Source organism: Priestia endophytica (genome assembly GCF_026790145.1).
GTDB classification, from domain to species: Bacteria; Bacillota; Bacilli; order Bacillales; family Bacillaceae_H; genus Bacillus_I; species Bacillus_I endophytica_A.
Map to the genome: position 1 here is coordinate 623,432 of NZ_JALAMS010000001.1, position 22,084 is coordinate 645,515.

Below are 22,084 nucleotides of genomic sequence, written 5' to 3' on the forward strand. Positions count from 1 at the left end.
GATATGTATTTCTATAGAATGTAGAGGAGACTTTATGATGAATATTCCTAATCGAGGCTTTTGGAACTTTGGGGGTTTATTCTTTTTCTATTTTATTATTTGGGCTATTGTTTTAGGGTTCTTGCCTTTATGGCTAGAAGATGTAGCAGGACTCAATACAAGTCAAACGGGTATTGTTTTCTCATCTATGTCTTTAATTGCCTTATGTTATCAACCGTTTTTTGGGATTATTTCAGATAAATTAGGTTTTAAAAAGAACCTGTTTTGGGTTGTTGTTGTCCTTCTGATGTTTATGGGTCCATTTTTTAATTTTTTGTATGTACCATTGCTGCAAACGAATATATTTGTGGGAGCTATTATAGGAAGTGCCTATCTTAGCGCTGTCTTTTATGCAGGAGTAGGTGTTGTAGAATCCTATATAGAGAGAGTTAGCCGCAATAATGGGTTTGAGTATGGTCGCGTAAGATTATTTGGGTCCATTGCCGGAGCTACAGCTTCATTGATTGGCGGTATGATGTTTGTAAGAAATCCTAATTCTATCTTCTGGTTTGCGTCAGGAGCAGCAGTTTTTCTTGCCATACTACTGTTCACTGCAAAAGTCAAAGGGAAAGATTTAATAAAACCGACAAATCCTAAAAGTAGTGAAATCAACAAGAGAGCTATCGTTTCTATACTTAAATTAAAAAACTTTTGGTTTCTTTCGCTCCTTATTGTTGGGACTGCAGCTATATACGATGTATTTGATCAACAATTTCCTAACTACTATGTTCAATTTTTCTCCTCTAAAGAGATAGGTACAGATATTTTTAGTAAACTAGTATCCGTTCAGGTCGGACTTGAAGCTATTCTAATGATTTTTGCTCCTGTCATCGTTAATAAGATAGGCGCTAAGAAAGGATTAGTTCTCTTTGGAATCTTAACTTTTGTTCGGATTTTTGGCAGCGCTGTAGCTTCGGAGCCTATATTGTTATCCGTATGTCGGCTAATTGCCGCTTTTGAAATGCCGCTATTGTTAGTTTCCATTTTTAAGTATATTACAGGAGTATTTGATGTTCGTTTTTCAGCAACCATCTATTTATTAGCTTTTAATTTTGCTAAACAAAGCGCTGTTGGTATTTTCTCTTCTATCGCTGGAAATATGTATTCATCTATGGGCTTTCAAAATACGTATTTTTTCTTAAGTGCTATTGTATTAATAATCACGGCAATTTCTTATTTCACTTTAACAGACGATAAGAGAATGCAAGTAAGAGTTCAAGAGCCTCTTTATACGTCAACAAAATAGCCGTATAATCATGAACTCTTTTTCAAAGAGAGTAAGGTGGAAATGGATGTTTTTTTGAAAAAGTAATAGGATTGTTGACTATGTAATAAATGAGAAAGAATATGTATGCGTTTTCTTTAGGATTTGATATTTTAAATAATAATAATCCACTTTAAGGGGTGTTTTCATGAGAAACTACTCAAGAGCGGGGAAGAAACTATGGATTTTAACTCTATCGTTGTTACTAACCTTCTCAATATGTATGCCGGCCTCAGCTAGTAATTGGTCCCTTACAGGGGATACACTTATTCATGACCCATCTATCATTAAAGAAGGAAATAATTGGTATACTTTTGGTACCGGGCTAGTAGGAGAGAATGGGATAAGAGTATTACGTTCTGATAATGGTACACATTGGTATAAGGCCCCTAGTGTCTTTCCAACAGGTCCATCTTGGTGGAAAAACTATGTGCCAAATTACGAGAGTAATCAATGGGCTCCTGATATTAGTTACTACAATGGACGTTATTGGCTTTACTATTCTGTTTCTTCTTTCGGTTCTAACACTTCGTTAATCGGTTTACTTTCTACATCTAGTATTACATCTGGACAATGGCGTGATGATGGATTGGTCATTCGGTCTACATCAGCTAATAACTACAATGCTATAGATGGTGATTTGATAATTGATAAAGATGGGAACCCATGGCTATCATTTGGTTCTTTCTGGAGTGGAATTAAGTTAACTCGTCTTGATAAAAAGACAATGAAACCTGTAGGTTCTCTTTATTCTATTGCTTCTAGACCCGAGAACGGTGGAGCTATAGAAGCGCCTAATATTGTTTATCGAAATGGCTACTACTATTTGTTTGTCTCTTTCGATAAATGTTGTCAAGGCGTAAATAGCACATATAAAATGGCTGTTGGAAGATCCAAAAATATTACAGGTCCATATTACGATAAAAATGGCGTTGATATGATGAACGGTGGCGGCACTATTTTTGATGCGGGAAATGAGCGGTGGAAAGGACCTGGACATTCGGATATTTTAAATAATAATCTCATTGTTCGGCATTCGTATGACTCTTTAGCAAATGGTTCACCTACAATGTTAATTAATGATCTTTATTGGGATTCGAAAGGGTGGCCTACTTATTAAAAATCATTACAAGATATGAGAGTAATAAGTGTGTATGTCTTAATTTTAAGAAAGTAAATGGTACAGTTTAATTTAGATGGTACAAGGTCTTTGTCTTTATAGAACAAAGGCCTATTTTTATTGGTATTTAAATGATAAATATAGATATAATAGATAACTAACTCATGAAAACAAATATCTTCTAATAAGGAAGAAACCCAATGCTTCTTGTCGTGTTAATGTGATAAAATTAAATTCTTATGTGATTTACACCATTGTTTTAAAGAATAAATGATTGATTATAAATGATGCTAGAATACAATACTCATTAGTTTCTAAGTTTACAACGCATCTCACTCATCAGTTGCAATTAGCAAGTAATGAAATAGGAAAAATAAAATGTAAGGTGATTATTCAAATGAAATTAATATTAGCAGAGAAGCCGTCTGTTTCTAAAAACATTGCAGACGCGCTTAAAATAAAAGGACGTGGGGATGGATATTTTGAGGGAAATGGCTATATTGTCACATGGGCATTCGGTCATTTGCTTCAGCTTTATGATGCAAAAGACTACGATGATAAGATGGCAACATGGAAGATGGATAACTTTCCGTTCATTCCAAGCGTTTTTAAGTATAAAGTGAAAAGCAGTCCAAAGAACCGTGATAAGCCGGATAGTGGAGCAAATAAACAGCTGAAGATTATTAAAAGTTTGATGAGAAGACAAGATGTTGAAGCCATCATTTCAGCATGTGATTATGATCGTGAAGGCCAAGTAATTGGAGATAGTATCATTTATAACTTAAAGCCAACAAAGCCTGTTTATCGTCTTCTTTTAAATGAGTGGACACCTGCTGAAGTTTTAAATGGACTAGAGAATGTAAAGCGAAATGAAGAGTTAAAGCCACTTCAAGACGCAGGGGTAAGCAGACAATGGGCAGACTGGGCAATCGGAATTAATTTAACGTCTGTTGCAACACTTAAATATCAAAAAGGAAAAGGAAAAGCGCTTAATATTGGACGCGTTCTTTTACCAACTTTGAAAATTATTTACGATAGAGATAAAGAAATTGAAAACTTTGTTCCTGAAAACTACTATAAACTTCAAGCAACGTTCAGAACTGAAAAAGGCGAGAAGTATGATGGAACCTATTTTGAAGGAAAAGAAGAGAAGTTTAAAAGCAAAGAAGCATTAGAAGAAATTGAGAGAAAGCTTGAGAATAAAAAGGGACTTGTTCATAAGAAAGACGTTCAAAAGAAAAAAGAGTATCCACCGTTCTTATTCAATCTTTCTAATTTACAAGGTTATATCACAAGTAAATTCAAAGGGTGGACATCTGATAAAGTATTAAAAGTTGCGCAGTCTCTATACGAAAAAAAGTTTATTACGTATCCAAGGACGTCAAGTATTGCTCTTGAAGAAAGCCTTGTTGGGAAAACAGCAAAAGTGTTGGAAACACTAGCAGCAGATCTTCCGTATAAAGACGAAGTAAAGTTTGTAAAATCAAAACGCGTTTTCAATAATGCAAAAGTAGAAAGTCATAGCGCAATCATTCCGACATATGTAAAACCGAAAAAGTTAACAGGTGATGAAGAAAAAGTTTATGAGGCAGTGAAAAACAGATTTATTATGCAGTTTATGCCTCTTGCAGAGTATGAAGAAACAAGAATTGAAACAAAAGTGAAAGACGTGGATTTAAAAGGTCTTTTTGTTTCAAAAGGAAAAGTTCAGCTTGTTGAAGGATGGAAGAAAGTTGAACACATTCAGTCTAAAGACACGATGCTTCCTCTTGTTCAGAAAGGAGAAGATGTTGAGTTAGTTGCACATGAAGTCACAACTCATACGACAAAGCCTCCAAAGCAGCATACAGAAAAAACGCTTTTACGTCTTATGGAAACAGCGGGGAAAAACGTTGATGGAGACGATGAAGAAAGCGTGAGTGCTGTTTTAGATGGCTTTAGTATTGGTACACCAGCAACGCGAGCTGAAACGATTAAAAAGTTAAAAGATGTTGGCTATATTGAAGGTCAAAACAAAAACATTGTCACAACAGAGCTTGGTCGCAAGCTTGTTGAAACATTTCCGATTCAAGATTTATTTAATCTAGACTTTACAGGGCGACTTGAAAAATCACTGTTTGATATTGAGAAAAAACAGTTTACAAAAGATGATTTCTTGAAGCTGATTTTTGACTTTACCACAAAGTCGGTTGAAACGATTAAAAATGAGAAAGATGTAACAATTAATGAAGTATCGTCACAGCGAAAAACAAACGAAGTGCTTGGCAAATGTCCTGTTTGTGGACATGGAGTGATTGAAGGACAAAAAGGGTTTGGCTGCAGCAATTGGAAAAGCGGCTGTAAATTTGTAATTTGGAAAAATGATAAATTTCTAGGCTCAATGAATAAAAAACCAACGAAAACGATGGTCAAAGCGCTTTTAAAGAACGGCATTGCGCCTGTTAAAGGGCTAACAAGTAAAAAAGGCAATAAGTTTGATGCGATGCTGCGCTATGAGAAAAACCCGGATAATGATTATTATAGCTGGAAGATGGAATTTAATAAAAACTAAAAAAGAGGCAACTGAAGTTGCCTCTTTTTTTATTCAAGATTTGCGTGTTTTCCATACATTTTGTTTGTATCAATTTCTTTATAATGCATAAATCGCAGAATTAATGCATCGAAAAAGAGGAGCATTATTTGTTCAAATAGAGAACCCATTGGCTGGATCGTTTCATGAAAACTTCCATCTTGATCTTTTGGAGCACCTGGCAATGTGACTGTTGTATCTGCCATTTTCCCAATCGTTGAAAGAGGAGAAAGGGTAACAGCTGCGATTGTGCCGCCGACCGTTTTTGCTTTTTCCCCAATGGCTGTTAATGTTTTCGTTTCACCTGATCCTGTACAAAGAATGAGTAGATCACCTTTTTCAAATGTAGCAGTCACTGTTTCGCCTACAACATAGGCGTCAATCCCCATATGCATCATTCGCATTGCAAACGATTTGGCCATAAATCCAGATCTGCCAGCACCTGCAACAAACACTTTTTTCGCTCCTATAATATGGCGAAAGAGCGTTTCAGCTTCATCACTTGAAATTAGTGGAGCAGAGTGTTCAAGCTCTTTCACAATTTTATTGAAATAGTGAATAGTATCCATTATTTAACCTTTGTTAATAAGTTCTTTAATGCTTTTTGCAGCAGCATGTTTGTCATCTTGTGTTGCAATACCTCCTCCAACAATAACAAGATCTGGCTTTTGTTTAATAACTTCAGGGAGCGTTTCTAGCTTAATACCGCCTGCAACAGCTGTTTTTGTATTTTTAACAACTCTTTTAATTGTCGCAAGATCTTCAAATGAATTTTTCCCAACAGCTTGTAGGTCATAGCCTGTGTGCACGCAAATATAATCAACGCCAAGCTCGTCAAGTTCTTTAGCACGAGTTTCGATATCTTTAACAGCAATCATATCTGCTAAAATTTGTTTTCCACGTTTTTTTGCTTCTTCAACAGCCCCTTTAATAGACTGATCTTCTGCAGCTCCTAAAATTGTAATAATGTCTGCTCCAGCTTCAGACGCTTGAGAAACTTCATAGCCTGCTGCATCCATAATTTTAAGGTCTGCTAACACTGTTAAGTTTGGAAATGCATTTTTCATTTCTTTCACAGCTTTTAATCCTTCATTGATCACAACAGGTGTACCTATTTCAACGATATCAATATGTTCTTCAACTTCTTTTACGACTTCAATTGCTTCTGGGATATTTACAAGATCTAAAGCTAATTGTAATTTCATGTGTAGATTCTCCTTTTTCTTTTAAATTTGATAGATAATGTTCCCCGGGTTAGTGTCTTCAGCTGTTTTACATTTACTAACACTATGTTGGCTAGTATACTAGGTATATTATTCTTATGAAAGTACGCACTTTGAAATCATATAGTGTCTAAAAGTATACTATGAGAAAAGGAATGGTGGAGGAAATTGCCGAATTTTGCAGAAAAAACATTTAATTGTGAAAAGGAACTAACGCTAGCTGTTATAGGTGGAAAGTGGAAGATGCTTATTTTATGGCACTTAGGGAAAGAAGGAACAAAACGATTTGGTGAATTAAAAGCTCTTATGCCGGGGATTACGCAGCGCATGTTAGTGAACCAGCTTAGAGAGCTTGAAGCACACTTTATTGTGCATCGTGAAGTGTATCCTGTTGTGCCTCCAAAAGTAGAATATTCTTTAACAGAACACGGGAAAAGTTTGATGCCAATTTTAGATGCGATGTATGAATGGGGAAAAGATTATATGGAAAATGTATTAGAAAAGCATGAAAGCTAGCAGGATATCCTTGCTAGCTTTTGGCGTTTTATTGTAATTTGTATACTTCTCTAAAAAGTTGTTCTTTTATGGTAGAAAACTCGCTATCATTGAGCAGGCTAGGTGTGCTCATAATATCAAGTGGAATAAAATCCTCACCTTTTTGAAGCGGAGGCTGCATGTAAGGAAAATCATTTTTATGAAAGCCAAGGTTTTCATAAAAACGAATTCTGCGCTCTGTAATATCGTCACAGCAAGGTTCCACTTCAAGAATTGTAGGCTTATTTGTTGACTGTAAATGGTCATGAATGAGCAGTTTGCCTAATCCTTGACCACGGCAAGAAGAGGAAACAGCGATATGTTCAATAAATGAAAAGGTAGGAAACTGCCAAGAAGCTAGAAAAGCTACAATCTCGCCATTTTCATTTTCTTTTGTTTTGATGCTGTATTGTTCATAATTAAGAAGTTCTAGCTGTCCTTCTCGAGTTCGTCGTTCTGATGGTGGAAAAGCCGCTTCCATAAGGGAGTACACGGCATTAAAAGTTTGGATATTCATTGCTGTTCCTTCTTTTATTGATGATTTGTAATCACAATTTTTAGATGTTGAAGATCATTATTAATGTGCTCTTTCATAAGCAACAAAGCTTTTTCTTCATCACGATTTTTAATAAGTTCAAAAATCTCTTCATGTTCTTTTACAATGCGCTGACATCTTTGTTCTCCTTCCATGTTCAGCTTTCGATAAAAGTAAGTAAGAGACTGAAGATCGTTAATTTGTTTTTGTAGGCGCTTGTTGTTTGTAGAACGTCTAATAATTTGATGAAACTCCGTGTTTAAATGAAGCATCTCTTTGCTTCCTTTTTGATTATCTTTTAAGTTTCTAATTACTTCTCTTGACTGCTTCAAGTTCTCTGAAAGTTTTTTAATATCTTCGTCTCTTGCATGACGAGCTGCTAATGAAGCTGCAAGTGATTCAAGTGCTTTACGGCATTCATAAATATCTTCAACGTCTTTTAACGTTGGTTCATAGACTGTCACTCTTGATTTTTCGTCTGTTACTAAAAGTCCTTCTTGTTCAAGAGCTCGGATTGCTTCTCTGACAGGACTTCTACTAATTTCAAATTCACGAGCAATTTTGGTTTCATAAATGCGTTCTCCTGGCTGAAAAACTTCTTTGAAAATCATTTCTTTCAGTGATTTGTACACTTGCTCATGATAAGAAAGCGATTTCTTTATTGAATACGTCATGGCCATTACCTCACATTCATTACGTACAGTTCCTCTATTATATTATCAGAAAACAGCAAGGATAGGAAAAAAGAATACAAGAAATATCGCAGAGAATAACGAAGAAAGATGAGGAAGGGAGAGTTAATATACCGGAATTTTACTGGACCTTTACATTTGTATTACATATTAATTAGAAGCGTAGTTCTTTATTGGAAGAGGGAAATAGTTATGATAGAGTTTAAAAGCTAACACGCAAAAAAGAAAAGGTGAGAAAGATGTTTGGATTTCTTTGGACGATTTTCGGTTCAGCTGTTCCGCCGTTAGTTGCGACGTCTATTTTGTATGTTCTTACCCTTTCTTTTCTGGAAAAAAAGAGGGAAAATCCGTTTAAGGTAAGCCGTTTCTTTCTAAAAAGTGCACTCGGCATAAGTACTATCTCTATTTTATTTATCACGATGTACCCGACAGGCTATAATTATGGAGATGCACGAGTGCTTAATGTTGAACCATTAAAAGGGATGTACAATTTGCTTCTGTATTCAACAGATCCAAATGTCACAATAAGCAACTTAGGATTGAATATTTTGCTTTTTATGCCGTTTGGCTTTTTTCTTTTTCTCTGCTTGAGAAAAAAAGCGTCCCTTTTTAAAGTCACTTTTTATGGAATGTGTTTGTCCTTTGCTGTAGAGCTATTTCAATATATTTTCCCAATTGGAAGATCAACAGACGTCGATGACCTTATTCTCAATACAGTGGGGACATTGATAGGAGCTAGTTTAGCTAAAATATTAAATGCTATGCTTTCTTCGTCTACAAAAGAGAAATTAGGAAAAAAACTCAATTTACTGATGAAATAATTTAGAATGGAAAGGGAGAAGAAGTGTTGGAGTTATCTGAAAATAGTAAAATCAATTGACTTTTTCTCTCTTTCCTATTACAGTATGAAAGAATGTTTGTAAAAACGTTTAAAATGACGAGAAATATTTTTTCTGTTTATATACAAAGTATGACAATTGTTCTTCTTTCTTGCTAAGAAGAATTTTTTTATTGAAAAAAGAAAGAGGTGTTTACAACATGAAAAATCCGAGAGGAAATCCTCTTGCTTTGTTTCCGCTCGTTCTATTCCTCGGTCTTTTTCTTGGCTCAGGAATCATTACAGGCGATTTTTATCAGCTTCCTGTACTTGTAGCAATCATTATTGCTTCTATTGTTGCTCTTATGTTTAATCGAAAAGAGAGTTTATCTGAAAAAGTAGAGCGGTTTTCAAAAGGCGCAGGTCATTCTGACATTATGATTATGGTTCTTATTTTTATACTAGCAGGTGCGTTTTCACAAGCTGCTCAGGATATGGGGGCAGTAGAAGCAACGGTTAATATGGCTTTATCCATTCTTCCTGCTAATTTAATCCTAGCTGGCCTTTTTGTTATTGGTGCCTTTTTATCTATTTCAATGGGAACTTCAGTAGGGACGATTGCCGCTCTTGGTCCAATTGGTGTTGGTTTAAGTACTCAAACCGATATTTCACTTCCATTAACAATGGCAACAGTTGTTGGTGGTGCTATGTTTGGCGACAATTTGTCATTTATCTCCGATACAACAATTGCTTCTGTTCGTACACAGCAAACTGAAATGAAAGATAAGTTCAAAGTAAACTTCTTTATCGTTTTGCCTGCAGCAATTGTGACTATTATATTGCTAATGTTTATGACGACAGGCAATACAACGCCTGTTAGTGAACATGACTTTAATATTATTAAAGTACTTCCATATGTTGCTGTTCTTGTTACTGCTCTTTGTGGTGTGAATGTGTTGGCAGTATTAACAGGAGGTGTAGCTGTAGCTGGGATTATTGGTATTACGACAAACAGCTATAGTTTAACAGAGTATTTTAGTTCCATTAAAGATGGAATTGGAGGCATGTCAGAGCTTGTTATTTTATCGATGCTTATTGGTGGTATGGTAGAGATAATCCGACACAACGGAGGAATTCATTATCTTCTTCACGTGTTAACGAAAAACATCTCTTCTAAAAAAGGTGCAGAGTTTGGGATTGCTGGTCTTGTTAGTCTTACAAACATGGCAACAGCTAACAATACAATCTCTATTCTTTTTGCAGGACCACTTGCGCGAAATGTTGCAGATCAGTATGGTATTGATCGTCGAAAATCAGCAAGTATTTTAGATATTTTTGCATGCTTTATTCAAGGGATTATTCCATATGGGGCCCAAATGTTAGCTGCGGCTCAGTTCGCTTCTATTTCACCGGTGGAAATCTTACCATACGTGTACTATCCATTTTTAATTGCTCTTTGCGGCATTATTGCGATTTTAATTGGTTACCCGCGTTTTTCACCTAAGCAAAAGCAGACAGAAAAATAAGTATTTCGAGTAGTAGGAGTATATGCCATAATAAAAGAGGGCTTTTCCAAGTGAAAAGCCCTCTTCTAGTTCAAATAAAGGAGAAAGAAGACATGAAAGCTATTTTATTCGTGCTTGCTGGTTCGTGCAGCTATGGAATTTTATCAACCATTGTGAAAATCTCTTATTCAAAAGGATTCGGTGTTGAAAATGTAATTGGAAGTCAGATGCTAATTGGTGCTGTGCTTCTGTGGGTGTTAAATTTATTTTGTAAGCGCAATCGTTTGACATGGAAACAAAAGATGAAGCTGATTGCTGTTGGATGTTTCACATTTTCAACGAGCGTGCTTTATTATAATGCTTTAAAAACCATTCCAGCTTCAATTGCTATTGTTCTTCTTTTCCAATTTACATGGATGGGGATTTTGTTGGAAAGTATCTTTGCTAAAAAACGACCAAGTGCTCGGTACGTTGTATCCGCTCTGTTTCTTTTAGGAGGAACAGTGCTAGCTGGTGCTTTGTTAGAAGGAAAAGGACTTCAATTGGATCCAAAAGGAATTGCACTTGGGCTTCTTGCCGCATTGTCTTTTGCTTTATTTATTTTTTCTAGTGGCAAAGTAGAAGTGAGTGTACCACCTATTCAGCGCAGTGCTTACATGAGTATTGGAGCAGTTGTGTTAACATTTATTGTCCTTCAGCCAACTTTTGTGTTTAACGGAGACTTAGGGGAGGGCCTGTGGCTGTGGGGAAGCACGCTCGGTCTTTTTGGAGCATGCTTGCCACCGTTGCTTTTTGCACTTGGTATGCCTAAAGTGGATCCTGGAATTGGCAGTATTTTAGGAGCTGCAGAGCTTCCAACAGCTGTTATTTGTTCAGGGATCTTTCTTCATGAGTCTATTTCACCCTTACAGTGGACAGGATTAATTCTTATTTTTGTGGGGATTGCTTATCCGCAGTTTAAAGGGGTCACAAAAACTAAAATAAGACAGCAAATGTAAAACCACGCACTTGGCGTGGTTTTTTGTTATCTTTTACGATGAAGCTTCTTTTCTTTTGTTTTGCTTGATTGATCTTTGTTATGTTTATTTCCTTTGCTATTATCACCGCTTGTGATTTCTTCTCCTGATTCAACTAAATAATGCTGAAGTTTTGGAGAGTTTTGATTCATGCTGCCTTTGTTTGGTTTTTTAGTCATCTAAGGACACTCCTTTTAGAATAGAGGTAGTTGATCGAGATTATTATCTTTTCGATTATCAGGGTTGCTTCTTATATAAGTTCCCCCATCTTTTCCTTTAAATGCGCTGACGTTAGCAATTGAACCTGCTAAAACTTCTTGCAGAGCTTCTTCATATAAAAGCAAAGAACCATCGGAAGTTTTGAATGCTGTCAGATCTCCATCCGCATTTTTTTGCACAGCAACAAACTGTTTTTGTTCCATAAACTTTCCTCCTTCTTTAATCTTTAATATTTGAGTCATCGATAAATTTATGTATTATAAAAGAAAAGGGAGAGAAAGAGGAGGATACAGAGATGGAGAAACAATTTAAATGGCATGAAACATCAAAAGAAAAATGGGACAATCAAGCAAATACATGGAACAGCAAAAGCAAAGAAATGTGGGAAACAGGAAGCAGGAGTATTGTAATTCCAACAATTGAGAAGTTTGCACAAAAAGGTGAAAAATATCTTGATGTTGGCTGTGGCGATGGGTTTGGTTCTTCTCTTTTACATAGCAAAAATATAAATGTAACAGGAGTTGATTTGTCTTCTAAAATGATTGAGAAAGCAGCAGAGCTTTTTGGACGAGAGAGATTGAAATTTGTTCAAGGTGATTTTGCATCTCTTCCTTTTGGAGACGAAGAATTCGATGGAGCAATGGTCATTAATGCATTGGAGTGGATAGAAACCCCACTTTCTTCTCTACAAGAATTAAAAAGAGTATTAAAAAAGGGAGGAAAGGCTTTTGTTGCAATTTTAGGGCCTACAGCAGGGCCAAGGTCAAACAGCTATGATCGCTTGTATGGAAAAGACGTGATTTGCAACACAATGATGCCGTGGGAATTTGAACGCATGGCTTCTGAAAATGGGTGGGACGTTCTTGATGGTTATCCTGTTTATAAGACAGGCGTACAAAAGAACGAAGCTGACAGACTTTCTCGGCCACTTCAACAAGCCTTATCCTTCTTTTGGCTTTTTGTGCTAGAAAAAAAGAAAGAGCAGTAGATGCTCTTTCTTTTACTGTTGTAGTGCGGACAAGCGGTTCTTTCAATTCCAATTGTAAGGCGTTTCTTGATAAACATAATAGTTAAGCCAATTCATAAATAAAAGATTGGCATGTGAGCGCCATGTTTTAAGTGGAGAGCTTGCAGGGTCATTGTTTGGGAAATAATGACGCGGTACTTGAATTTCCAGTCCTTTTTGGATATCCCGGTCATATTCTTCTTTTAATGTTTGAACATCATATTCAGGATGGCCCGTTACAAAAATAAACTTCTCATCACGAGACATCATTAAATAAGCGCCTGCTTCTTCTGATGAAGAAAGAAGCTCAAGGTCAGGATGCCTTTTGACTTCTTCTATATCTACATCTGTATGACGTGAATGAGGAGAGAAAAATAGATCATCAAACCCTCTGAGCAGTTTTACTGGTTCAGCAATGGAAGTATGAGAAAAAACACCTGCACACTTTTTATCAAGAGGAATTTTATCAATTCCAAAATGATGGTAAAGCCCAGCTTGTGCACCCCAGCATACGTGCATAGTAGAAGTGACGTTAGTTTTACACCAGTCCATAATTTCACAGAGCTCGTGCCAGTATGTAACGTCACGAAATGGCATATGTTCAACAGGAGCTCCTGTAATAATCATCCCGTCAAATTTTTGATGCTTAATCTGTGGGAACGTTGAATAAAAGCGTTCAAGATGAGTTTTACTCGTTGTTTTTGCTTGGTGTGTTTCAGGATGAATAAGCGTTATATTCACTTGAAGAGGAGAGTTTCCAAGCAGGCGTAAAAATTGAGTTTCAGCCTTTTCTTTTTGAGGCATAAGATTTAAAATAACGATATTTAATGGACGAATGTCTTGGGTGAAAGCTCTTGTTTCATCCATTACGAAGATCCGCTCGCTTGTAAGTATTTCTTTTGCCGGAAGATCAAAGGGGATGTTAATCGGCATGGAATATCCCTCCTGTTTCTAAAAATCTGAAAAATTGCAATAAATCTATTATAAGAACAACTTCAAGAAGTTTCAACAGAAAGTGTGAAAAATATTGGATAAACGATTATATAGGCAGTTTCATCTCTTGAAAAAAGGGAAAAGTAAAAAAAAGCTCGTTGACCTATAGGAGGAAATAAAGATGAACATTTATCAATTTTCAGCTCAAAATATAAAAGGTGAAGAACAGTCACTAGAACAATATAAAGGAAAAGTGATTATTGTTGTTAATACAGCAAGCAAATGTGGGTTTACTCCCCAGTTTGAAGGTCTTCAAAATTTATATGAAAAGTATAAAGACCGCAACTTTGTCATCTTAGGCTTTCCTTGTAATCAATTTGGCGGGCAGGAGCCTGGAGGCGAGGAGGAGATTCAATCGTTCTGCCAGCGTAACTATGGGGTTGACTTCCCAATGTTTGCAAAGGTAGATGTTAAAGGGGATAATGCTCATCCGCTTTTTCAGTACCTAGCTGAAAAAGCACCAGGCATATTAGGTTCGAAAGCTATTAAATGGAATTTTACAAAATTTTTAATTGATAAAGATGGTGAACCTGTTCAACGGTTTAGTCCAAAAACGGCTCCGAAAGATTTAGAGCATGATATTGAACAGCTTTTAGAAGAAAAAACAGATGTTGTGCAAGAAAGATAAAAAAGAAGCGGCGCTATAATGCCGCTTCTTTTTTAGTTAACGTTTCTTTTTTCCACATGAACAGGATGGTTCTTGTGGATAATGCTGAGGGTATTGATGTTCAGGCATCATTTGATAGCCTTGATGAGGCATGTTGTAAGGCAGTTGTTGATGATGAGGCTTTTGCGTGTCATAATCTCCCATTGTGTGATGAGGCATATCCATATGCTGTGGTGCCATATCATACGGCATATTCATCATATGAGGTTCATGTCCCATATCGTAGTCTCCCATCACTTGCTGATCATCCATATGCGGCATCATGTTGTAGTCCATCACGTCATATTGTTCAGGCATATTGTGAGTGCCCATCATATGATCATGAGGCATGTTGTAAGGCAGTTGTTGTGTAGGGTTTGTCATTGGCTGATGGCAAGGCATATGGTGCATGATTGGCTGGTGACAAGGCATAGGTTTTGGCATTGGCATACAACAGTGGTGATTTCTATGTCGAAACATTTTGTCAGCTCCTCAGTAGTTTGAATTCGTACGTTAGTATCCTATGTAAAAAAAACAAAAAGAGATAATCGTCTAAAAAAAATCCGCAAGTGCCTATCCTTTTGAGGCGCTGTGTTAAAATAGGGGAGAAGAAAAGTACCGGAGGAGAAAATGAACAAACAAGAAAGAGTAAAAACGGTAGAAAAATTTGTATGCTCCGTGTTGAAAGATGATCGGACTGGTCACGATTTAGAACATGTTTTTCGCGTGAGACGGCTTTCTTTATACCTTGCTGTTCATGAAGGAGGTAACCGGGAAATCATTGAGCTATCAGCACTCCTTCATGATTGTGCAGATCCAAAACTTGTTTCTTCAGAAGAGGAAGCGTACAAGCGTATTGATGAGCTTCTTCGAGTTTGTGATGTCCCTATGCATGATGTTAATCACATTATTCACATCATTAAAAGCGTCTCTTTTAAAGGTGGGAACGGGGAGGCCCCTTCTACAATAGAGGGAAAAATTGTTCAAGACGCAGATCGACTTGACGCTATTGGAGCAATTGGAATTGCAAGAGCGTTTACGTATGGAGGGGCAAAAGGTCATGTTTTGTTTAAAGAGGACGAGATTCCTAGAACAGCGATGACAGAAGATGAATATCGCCAAAATCCATCAAGCGTTATTGGACATTTTTATGAAAAACTTCTCCTTTTAAAAGGAAAGATGAACACCAAAAAAGCAGTTGAGCTTGCAACAGATCGTCATCGTTTTATGATGGCGTTTTTAGAGAAATTTAAGGAAGAATGGAATGGTACAAATGAAGATGCTAACAGTTGAAAACATGACAAAAACATATGGAGAAAAGCTTCTCTTTAACAATATAAGCTTTACAATTGGTGAACGTGAGCGCATTGGTATTATCGGTGTTAATGGAACAGGCAAATCAACGCTATTAAAAATTATTGCAGGCCTTGATACAGACGATCAAGGAGAAATCTCTCATTCAAAAGATTATACAATTAGTTATTTAGCACAGCATCCAGAAGTTAATGAGAATTTGACAGTCATTGAGCAAGTATTTACGAGCAGTACCCCAATGTTTGAGCTGCTGAAAAAATATGATAAAGCTCTCTATGATCTTGAAAAGCAACCAGAAAATGAAGAACATCAAGAAAATCTTTATGCTCTTCAACAACGCATGGATGCAATGAATGCATGGGATACAAACGCAAATGTTCAAGCTATCTTATCTAAGCTTGGTATTCATGATGTTCGTCAAAAAATGGGCAACTTATCAGGAGGGCAAAAAAAGCGAGTAGCTCTTGCTCAATGCTTAATTGAAACACCTGATTTGCTCATTTTAGATGAGCCAACAAACCACCTTGATTATGAAGTTATTGGGTGGCTGCAAGATTATCTTGTACGATATAGCGGGGCTGTTTTACTTGTGACGCATGATCGCTATTTCCTTGATGGCGTTACAAACCGCATTTTTGAACTACATGAAGGAAATATGTACACGTACACAGGAAACTATCAATCTTTCCTTGAAGGAAGAGCACAAAGAGAAGAAGAAGAGCGTCAAAGTCAGGCAAAGCTTCGCAATCTTTACCGCAATGAACTAGCTTGGATTAGACGTGGAGCTAAAGCACGTTCAACAAAGCAGAAAGCACGCATTCAGCGCTTTGAAGATATTGAAGGGCGTCTTGATCATAGCCAAGATGATAAACTTTCAATTAGTTTATCAGGAAGTAGACTTGGTAAAAAAGTAGTGGAGTTTACAGAAGTGAACAAATCCTTTGGAGATCGTTTGCTTATCAAAGATTTTTCTCATATTATTCAAAGAGGCGACCATATTGGTATTGTAGGATATAACGGAAGCGGTAAATCAACGCTTTTAAATATGATTACAGGGAAAATTCAGCCTGATCATGGCGAAATTGAGCAAGGCCAGACAGTGAAAGTTGCTTATTATACACAAGAAAGTGAAGAAATTGCTCTTAACCAGCGTATGATTGATTATGTAAAAGAAGGAGCGGAAGTTGTTCAAACAACAGATGGAAAGACCATTTCTGTGTCTCAAATGCTTGAACGTTTCTTATTCCCAACTCATACGCATGGCACACCAATTCGAAAGCTTTCAGGAGGAGAAAGACGTCGTCTTTACCTTCTTCGTCTTTTAATGACATCACCAAACGTCCTGCTTCTTGATGAGCCGACAAATGATCTTGATACAGAAACCCTTACAGTTCTTGAAGACTATATTGAAGAGTTTCCTGGCGTTGTTATTACTGTTTCACATGATCGCTACTTTTTAGATAAAATTGCGCACTACTTATTTGTTTTCAAAGGAGAAGGAGAAGTTTCAACATATCTTCGTTCATATAGTGAGCTTTTAGAAGAAAGCACAAAAAAGAAAACGGTTCAGAAACAAAAGCCGAAAGAAACGCCTTCACAAGAGAAAAAGAAACGCCGCTTGTCTTACAATGAAAAACGAGAGTGGACGGAGCTTGAAGAAAAAATACCTGAGCTTGAAACAGAGCTTGAAACTGTCGCAAATGACCTTGCTGAAGTTGGCACAAATTATGAAAAAGCTCAAGAGCTTATGAACCGTGAACAGGAGTTGAATGAGCAGCTTGAACAAGCAATTGAGCGTTGGGCCGAGCTTTCAGAGCTTATAGAAGAGCTGAACGGGTAATTGTGTTACAATCCCTTTAAGAAGTAAAAAAAGGAGCAGTGGAAACATGAACATTAAGTCAATTGAACCTACACCAAGTCCAAATACGATGAAAGTCACGCTTGATAGTGAGCTTCCAGCTGGTAAAAGCAACAACTACAATGGGACAAACGTTGAGCAAGCACCAAAGATTATTCAAGATTTGATGGAAATCGATGGCGTGAAAGGCGTTTATCATGTAGCTGATTTTTTGGCAGTAGAGCGTAATGCAAAATTTGATTGGAAAGAAATCTTACCAAAAGTGCGTGCTTTATTTGGTGAAGAAGTAGAAGGTGAAGAAAAACAGGATAAAGTTGATGAGCACTTTGGTGAAGTGAACGTTTCTCTTCAACTTTTCAAAGGTATTCCAATGCAGATTAAGCTAACAGATGGGGAAACAGAAAAACGTGAAGGTCTGCCAGCTCGATTCAAAGAAGCGGTTGTGAAGGCTCAGCGAGAAGATGACAACGTTGTACTTGAACGAAAATGGAAAGATCATGGAGTTCGCTATGGTGATCTTGAGGAAATCGCAAAGGAAGTTGCAAGTGAAATTGATGCTGCATATCCAGAGGAACGCTTAGAAGAACTTGTTAGCTCTTCACAAAAAGGAGAAATAAAATCAGCGGTTGTAGAACGTAAAAGCTATAAAGTTACGCTTGAAATGTTTGAAGATGAAGATTGGACAAAACGCTATGCACATTTAGAACAGATGAATCCAACTATTGAAGATCTTCCTCTTTTAAACAAAGCATTAGAAGACAGTAAAGTGTCAATTCGACGTCTTGCTACAGTTTATCTTGGCATGATTGAAGATCAAAGCGTGCTTCCATATCTTGATAAAGCATTAAAAGACAAATCTGTAACGGTTAGAAGAACAGCAGCAGACTGTTTGTCAGACTTAGGATTTGTGGAAGCTATGCCTGCAGCAATAGAGGCATTAGAAGATAAAAGTAAATTAGTTCGCTGGCGTGCAGCTATGTTTTTATATGAAGTTGGAGATGAAAGTGCCTTACCAGCTTTAAAAGCTGCTGAAGATGATCCGGAATTTGAAGTCAGTATGCAAATCAAACTTGCTATTGAGCGTATTCAAGGTGGAGAAGAAGCAAAAGGTTCTGTTTGGAAGCAAATGACAGAAGCGCGTAAACGCTAGAGAGTAAAGGGGAATTCCCTTTACTCTTTTTTTTGTTATATAAAAATAATAAAGCGCTTCCGTAAGAGAATAGAAAAGAATGGAATGAATTGTTTTATATTAACAGAAAAATTATATAAAATAAAAAATTGAGAATATTATTGCAATCACTCTTGAAAAGTACTATATTATTTAACAATAACAATTGATTTGGGGGACAATGTAGTGAAAAAAGATTTAAGAATTAAAAGTAAAGTAATTAGTGATGATGTAAAAAAGGCACCTAACCGTGCTATGCTTCGTGCGGTTGGTTTTAAAGATGAAGATTTTAAAAAACCAATGATTGGGATTGCTAGTACGTGGAGTGAAGTAACGCCATGTAACATTCACATTGATGATTTGGCAGTTGAGGCAAAGAAAGGAGCTCGCGAAGCTGGAGGCGCTCCAATGATCTTTAATACCATTACTGTTTCCGATGGAATTTCAATGGGAACAGACGGTATGAGATACTCTCTTTCAAGTCGTGAAGTAATTGCTGACTCTATTGAAACTGTAATTGGGGCTGAAAACTTAGATGGCTACGTTGCAATTGGGGGATGTGATAAAAACATTCCAGGCTGTATGATCTCAATTGCCCGTACAGACGTACCAGCTGTTTTCGTATACGGAGGAACGATTGCTCCTGGAAAACATAATGGAAAAGACATTGACATTGTTTCTGTTTTTGAAGGAATTGGTCAATACAATAAAGGTGATATTGACGGAAAAGAACTAAACAAAATTGAATGTAATGCATGTCCTGGATCTGGTTCATGTGGTGGTATGTATACAGCAAATACAATGGCATCTGCTGTTGAAGCTCTTGGAATGAGCTTACCTGGAAGTTCTTCAAACCCTGCAGAGTCGAAAGAAAAGTCAGAAGATTGCTATAAATCGGGACAAACTGTTTATAACTTGCTTGAAAAAGGCATCTATCCAAAAGATATTATGACAAAAGAAGCATTTGAAAATGCGATTACAGTTGTAATGGCGCTTGGTGGTTCTACAAATGCTGTACTTCATCTTCTTGCAATTGCTCATTCTGTTGGCGTTAATTTAACAATTGAAGACTTTGATCGTATTCAAAAGAAAGTACCGCATATTGCAGACTTAAAGCCAAGTGGAAGATACGTGATGCAAGATCTTCACAACATTGGTGGGGTACCAGCTGTTATGAAAATGCTATATAAAGCAGGTTATCTTCACGGAGATTGCTTAACGGTAACAGGAAAAACGCTTGCTGAAAACTTAGAGGAAGCACAAGATCTAGCAGAAGGACAGGACGTTATCGTTCCTCTTGATCAGCCGCTACGAAAAGACGGACCGCTTATTATCTTAAAAGGAAATCTTGCTCCAAGTGGTGCTGTGGCAAAAATGTGCGGAGTAAAGGTAAAAGTCCATACAGGCCCTACGAAAGTATATGATTCAGAAGCAGAAGCAACAAAAGCAATTGTAGATGATGAAATTAAGGAAGGCGATGTTTTGGTTATTCGCCACGTCGGACCAAAAGGCGGACCAGGGATGCCTGAGATGCTTTCCATTTCTTCAATGCTCGTTGGAAAAGGACTTGGAGAAAAAGTAGCGCTTCTAACGGACGGGCGTTTCTCAGGTGGAACACATGGACTTGTTGTAGGGCATATTGCGCCTGAAGCACAAGTTGGAGGCCCGATTGCTTTGTTGCAAACAGGTGATGAAGTCACAATTGATTCTATTGCTCAGACCGTATCAATGAACGTTTCAGAGCAAGAATTAAAAGCACGCCGTGATGCTTGGACACCAAAACCTCTTCATACAAAAGGCGTATTAGGAAAATATGCACATCTTGTATCATGCTCATCAGAAGGAGCTGTAACAGATAAATTTGAAAAAACAACAAAAAAAGAGACGACTTTTTCAAAATAATATAAGGAAGAAACCTTGGCACTGCTGAGGTTTCTTTTTGAAATGAATAGTAAAAATATTGTCGAATTTAGCGCAAGCTCGTTGATTTTTTGCCCTCTTTTATAGTATGCTGTTACCGTCAAGGAATAAGGAGGAATGAATTATGTCAATGGCATATGAAGAATATATGCGTCAACTTGTCAAGCCGATGCGTGAGGAGCTTGTTCGGGCAGGTTTTAGTGAATTGACAACAGCTGAAGAAGTAGAAGACTTTATGGAGCATGTTGAAGGAACAACGCTTGTTGTTGTAAACTCTGTTTGTGGATGTGCAGCAGGTCTTGCTCGTCCAGCTGCTACGCAAGCTGTTTTGTATAGCGAAGTGAAGCCAGATCATCTTGTAACGGTTTTTGCAGGACAAGATAAAGAGGCAACAGCTAAAATGAGAGAATATTTTACAGATATTGAGCCTTCTTCTCCATCAATGGCGGTGCTAAAAGGAAAAGAAGTTGTTCACTTTATTCCTCGTCATAACATTGAAGATCATGCGCTTGAAAGCATTATGGAAAATATTATTACAGGACTAAATACACATTGTAAGTAAGCGGGAAAGAGTGTCTAGTGACACTCTTTTTTGACGTTCAAAATACATGCAAGGGACGAAAGAGATGATTGTTACAACTGCTGGACGAACAAATCAAGAGATGATTGAACGGGCTTATAAGATCTCAAAGGCCCTTAAAGTTCCGTTTGAAGAACGAAGAAAGCGCTCGATATCAAAGCTTAGAGACGAGAGGGATTGTAACATTCTCGTTGTCGGAAAAGACAGACTTGAGCTTTTTTATAAAGAGAGTAGTGAACCTTTTTTCTTCCATCCAAATTCAGCCATGTTTCGTGCAAAACGTTGGATAAAAGGAGAGAGGGATCCGTTTTTGGAGGCCGTAAATCTTAAAGAAGGAGATTCATTCTTAGACTGTACGCTTGGCCTTGCTTCTGACAGTACTATGGCAAGTCTTGTTGTTGGAGAAAGAGGAAAAGTCGTTGGAACAGAAGGCAATCGCTATGTTGCTTATATTGTAAAAGAAGGATTAAAAAGCTGGGAAACATCCATTGCTGAATTGAACCTTGCAATGAAAAGAATAGAAGTAATCGCAGAAGAAAGCGAAAAGTATTTGATTTCCTGTGAAGATAAGTCGTTTGACGTTGTGTATTTTGACCCGATGTTTCATCAAACTGTGGAAGAATCAGCAGGAATTGAAAGTCTCCGTCCGCTCGCTCTTCACCATCCTGTGACAAAAAAGATGGTGAAGGAAGCGTGCCGAGTTGCAAGAAAAAGAGTTGTGTTAAAAGATCATTTCAGAAGTCCTCTTTTTGATGCTTTAAATTTTGATGTTCATAAACGAAAAACGGCTCTTTTCCACTACGGTGTAAAAAACCTACTCAAAAGTGAGCTTTAATCAAAAAGTGTAAGTGTAATATTATAGACGAGAACAATACACAATGAAATGACAAAAATAGTATCCACTTCATTCATCTCCTTTTTACATAGTGTTTCACAAAAGAACTCTTTTAAAAGAAAAATGAAACTTTTAGCCTAATTCATCCGTTATATGAAAAAGTAGAAATATTGCAAAGATTTTAAGAGAGTTTTCACCTTCATTACTTTTGTTAAAAATCTGAAAAGTTCA

The 22,084-nt window shown here is 37.0% G+C and carries 23 protein-coding genes; 15 read left to right on the plus strand and 8 right to left on the minus strand.

What is annotated here, in order from left to right; genetic code table 11:
• The first annotated feature begins 37 nt into the window (after nt 1-37).
• From MOC86_RS03185 to MOC86_RS03195, 3 genes are all read left to right on the plus strand, one after another.
• Nucleotides 38-1,285 carry an MFS transporter gene (locus MOC86_RS03185; RefSeq protein WP_268582683.1) on the plus strand — a complete coding sequence of 416 codons (1,248 nt, stop codon included), beginning with the start codon at nt 38-40 and terminating at the stop codon, nt 1,283-1,285.
• A 166-nt stretch (nt 1,286-1,451) separates the two neighbouring features.
• A complete protein-coding gene (locus MOC86_RS03190) occupies nt 1,452-2,423 on the plus strand; it encodes a glycoside hydrolase family 43 protein (protein WP_326847703.1) in 972 nt (323 codons plus the stop codon).
• A 397-nt stretch (nt 2,424-2,820) separates the two neighbouring features.
• Nucleotides 2,821-4,974 carry a type IA DNA topoisomerase gene (locus MOC86_RS03195; protein WP_268582684.1) on the plus strand — a complete coding sequence of 718 codons (2,154 nt, stop codon included), beginning with the start codon at nt 2,821-2,823 and terminating at the stop codon, nt 4,972-4,974.
• Nucleotides 4,975-5,003: 29 nt separating this feature from the next.
• Here MOC86_RS03195 and hxlB read toward each other — a convergent pair whose 3' ends face one another.
• Together hxlB and hxlA are read right to left on the minus strand one after the other, a co-directional pair.
• Nucleotides 5,004-5,561, minus strand: coding sequence for a 6-phospho-3-hexuloisomerase (gene hxlB / locus MOC86_RS03200; protein WP_268582686.1), 558 nt, complete (start codon nt 5,559-5,561; stop codon nt 5,004-5,006).
• A gap of 3 nt (nt 5,562-5,564) precedes the next feature.
• Nucleotides 5,565-6,197, minus strand: a complete 633-nt coding sequence (hxlA, locus tag MOC86_RS03205) for a 3-hexulose-6-phosphate synthase (RefSeq protein ID WP_268582687.1) — start codon at nt 6,195-6,197, stop codon at nt 5,565-5,567.
• Nucleotides 6,198-6,383: 186 nt separating this feature from the next.
• On the opposite strand from hxlA, the gene MOC86_RS03210 reads away from it, so the two are divergent.
• Complete coding sequence (locus tag MOC86_RS03210; RefSeq protein WP_019393162.1) at nt 6,384-6,731, plus strand: winged helix-turn-helix transcriptional regulator; 348 nt, start codon at nt 6,384-6,386, stop codon at nt 6,729-6,731.
• A 28-nt stretch (nt 6,732-6,759) separates the two neighbouring features.
• Here the strand turns inward: MOC86_RS03210 and MOC86_RS03215 are convergent, their stop codons facing one another.
• Nucleotides 6,760-7,266 (minus strand): GNAT family N-acetyltransferase, encoded by a 507-nt coding sequence (locus MOC86_RS03215; RefSeq protein WP_268582688.1) that lies wholly within the window; start codon nt 7,264-7,266, stop codon nt 6,760-6,762.
• Between the two features lie 14 nt (nt 7,267-7,280).
• Nucleotides 7,281-7,958, minus strand: coding sequence for a GntR family transcriptional regulator (locus MOC86_RS03220; protein ID WP_019393164.1), 678 nt, complete (start codon nt 7,956-7,958; stop codon nt 7,281-7,283).
• 257 nt (nt 7,959-8,215) lie between these two features.
• Here MOC86_RS03220 and MOC86_RS03225 point away from each other — a divergent pair, with 257 nt between their 5' ends.
• The 3 genes from MOC86_RS03225 (at nt 8,216) to MOC86_RS03235 (ending at nt 11,296) form a co-directional block, all read left to right on the plus strand.
• Nucleotides 8,216-8,797 (plus strand): VanZ family protein, encoded by a 582-nt coding sequence (locus tag MOC86_RS03225; protein WP_268582689.1) that lies wholly within the window; start codon nt 8,216-8,218, stop codon nt 8,795-8,797.
• Between the two features lie 217 nt (nt 8,798-9,014).
• Nucleotides 9,015-10,319, plus strand: a complete 1,305-nt coding sequence (locus tag MOC86_RS03230) for a Na+/H+ antiporter NhaC family protein (RefSeq protein ID WP_268582690.1) — start codon at nt 9,015-9,017, stop codon at nt 10,317-10,319.
• A gap of 92 nt (nt 10,320-10,411) precedes the next feature.
• The gene (locus tag MOC86_RS03235) at nt 10,412-11,296 is read left to right on the plus strand and encodes an EamA family transporter (RefSeq protein ID WP_268582692.1); all 885 of its coding nucleotides are present in this window, start codon (nt 10,412-10,414) and stop codon (nt 11,294-11,296) included.
• 26 nt (nt 11,297-11,322) lie between these two features.
• Here MOC86_RS03235 and MOC86_RS03240 read toward each other — a convergent pair whose 3' ends face one another.
• A complete protein-coding gene (locus tag MOC86_RS03240) occupies nt 11,323-11,493 on the minus strand; it encodes a hypothetical protein (RefSeq protein ID WP_019393168.1) in 171 nt (56 codons plus the stop codon).
• Nucleotides 11,494-11,508: 15 nt separating this feature from the next.
• On the minus strand, nt 11,509-11,736 hold the full coding sequence (locus MOC86_RS03245; protein ID WP_268582693.1) for a DUF3892 domain-containing protein: 228 nt from the start codon (nt 11,734-11,736) through the stop codon (nt 11,509-11,511).
• 92 nt (nt 11,737-11,828) lie between these two features.
• Here MOC86_RS03245 and MOC86_RS03250 point away from each other — a divergent pair, with 92 nt between their 5' ends.
• A complete protein-coding gene (locus MOC86_RS03250; RefSeq protein WP_268582694.1) occupies nt 11,829-12,521 on the plus strand; it encodes a class I SAM-dependent methyltransferase in 693 nt (230 codons plus the stop codon).
• Between the two features lie 42 nt (nt 12,522-12,563).
• Here the strand turns inward: MOC86_RS03250 and metA are convergent, their stop codons facing one another.
• A complete protein-coding gene (gene metA, locus MOC86_RS03255) occupies nt 12,564-13,472 on the minus strand; it encodes a homoserine O-acetyltransferase MetA (protein ID WP_040058181.1) in 909 nt (302 codons plus the stop codon).
• Between the two features lie 181 nt (nt 13,473-13,653).
• Between metA and MOC86_RS03260 the strand changes: the two genes are divergently transcribed.
• A complete protein-coding gene (locus tag MOC86_RS03260) occupies nt 13,654-14,160 on the plus strand; it encodes a glutathione peroxidase (RefSeq protein WP_268582695.1) in 507 nt (168 codons plus the stop codon).
• Nucleotides 14,161-14,196: 36 nt separating this feature from the next.
• On the opposite strand, the gene MOC86_RS03265 is transcribed toward MOC86_RS03260, so the two are convergent.
• Nucleotides 14,197-14,658, minus strand: coding sequence for a hypothetical protein (locus MOC86_RS03265; RefSeq protein ID WP_268582696.1), 462 nt, complete (start codon nt 14,656-14,658; stop codon nt 14,197-14,199).
• Nucleotides 14,659-14,808: 150 nt separating this feature from the next.
• Between MOC86_RS03265 and MOC86_RS03270 the strand changes: the two genes are divergently transcribed.
• The 6 genes from MOC86_RS03270 to MOC86_RS03295 all read left to right on the plus strand — a co-directional run bounded on the left by MOC86_RS03270 (nt 14,809) and on the right by MOC86_RS03295 (nt 21,853).
• Nucleotides 14,809-15,471 carry an HD domain-containing protein gene (locus MOC86_RS03270; RefSeq protein WP_268582697.1) on the plus strand — a complete coding sequence of 221 codons (663 nt, stop codon included), beginning with the start codon at nt 14,809-14,811 and terminating at the stop codon, nt 15,469-15,471.
• Nucleotides 15,452-17,332 carry an ABC-F family ATP-binding cassette domain-containing protein gene (locus tag MOC86_RS03275; RefSeq protein WP_268582871.1) on the plus strand — a complete coding sequence of 627 codons (1,881 nt, stop codon included), beginning with the start codon at nt 15,452-15,454 and terminating at the stop codon, nt 17,330-17,332. The genes MOC86_RS03270 and MOC86_RS03275 overlap by 20 nt, the downstream gene beginning before the upstream one ends.
• A 46-nt stretch (nt 17,333-17,378) precedes the next feature.
• A complete protein-coding gene (locus MOC86_RS03280; protein ID WP_268582698.1) occupies nt 17,379-18,500 on the plus strand; it encodes a conserved virulence factor C family protein in 1,122 nt (373 codons plus the stop codon).
• Nucleotides 18,501-18,704: 204 nt separating this feature from the next.
• The gene (ilvD, locus tag MOC86_RS03285; protein ID WP_268582699.1) at nt 18,705-20,420 is read left to right on the plus strand and encodes a dihydroxy-acid dehydratase; all 1,716 of its coding nucleotides are present in this window, start codon (nt 18,705-18,707) and stop codon (nt 20,418-20,420) included.
• 142 nt (nt 20,421-20,562) lie between these two features.
• Entirely contained in the window at nt 20,563-21,000 is a 438-nt protein-coding gene (locus MOC86_RS03290) for a BrxA/BrxB family bacilliredoxin (RefSeq protein WP_019393178.1), read from the plus strand.
• Between the two features lie 64 nt (nt 21,001-21,064).
• Nucleotides 21,065-21,853: a class I SAM-dependent methyltransferase gene (locus MOC86_RS03295; RefSeq protein ID WP_268582700.1), complete on the plus strand. Its 789-nt coding sequence runs from the start codon at nt 21,065-21,067 to the stop codon at nt 21,851-21,853.
• The last annotated feature ends 231 nt before the right edge of the window (nt 21,854-22,084 follow it).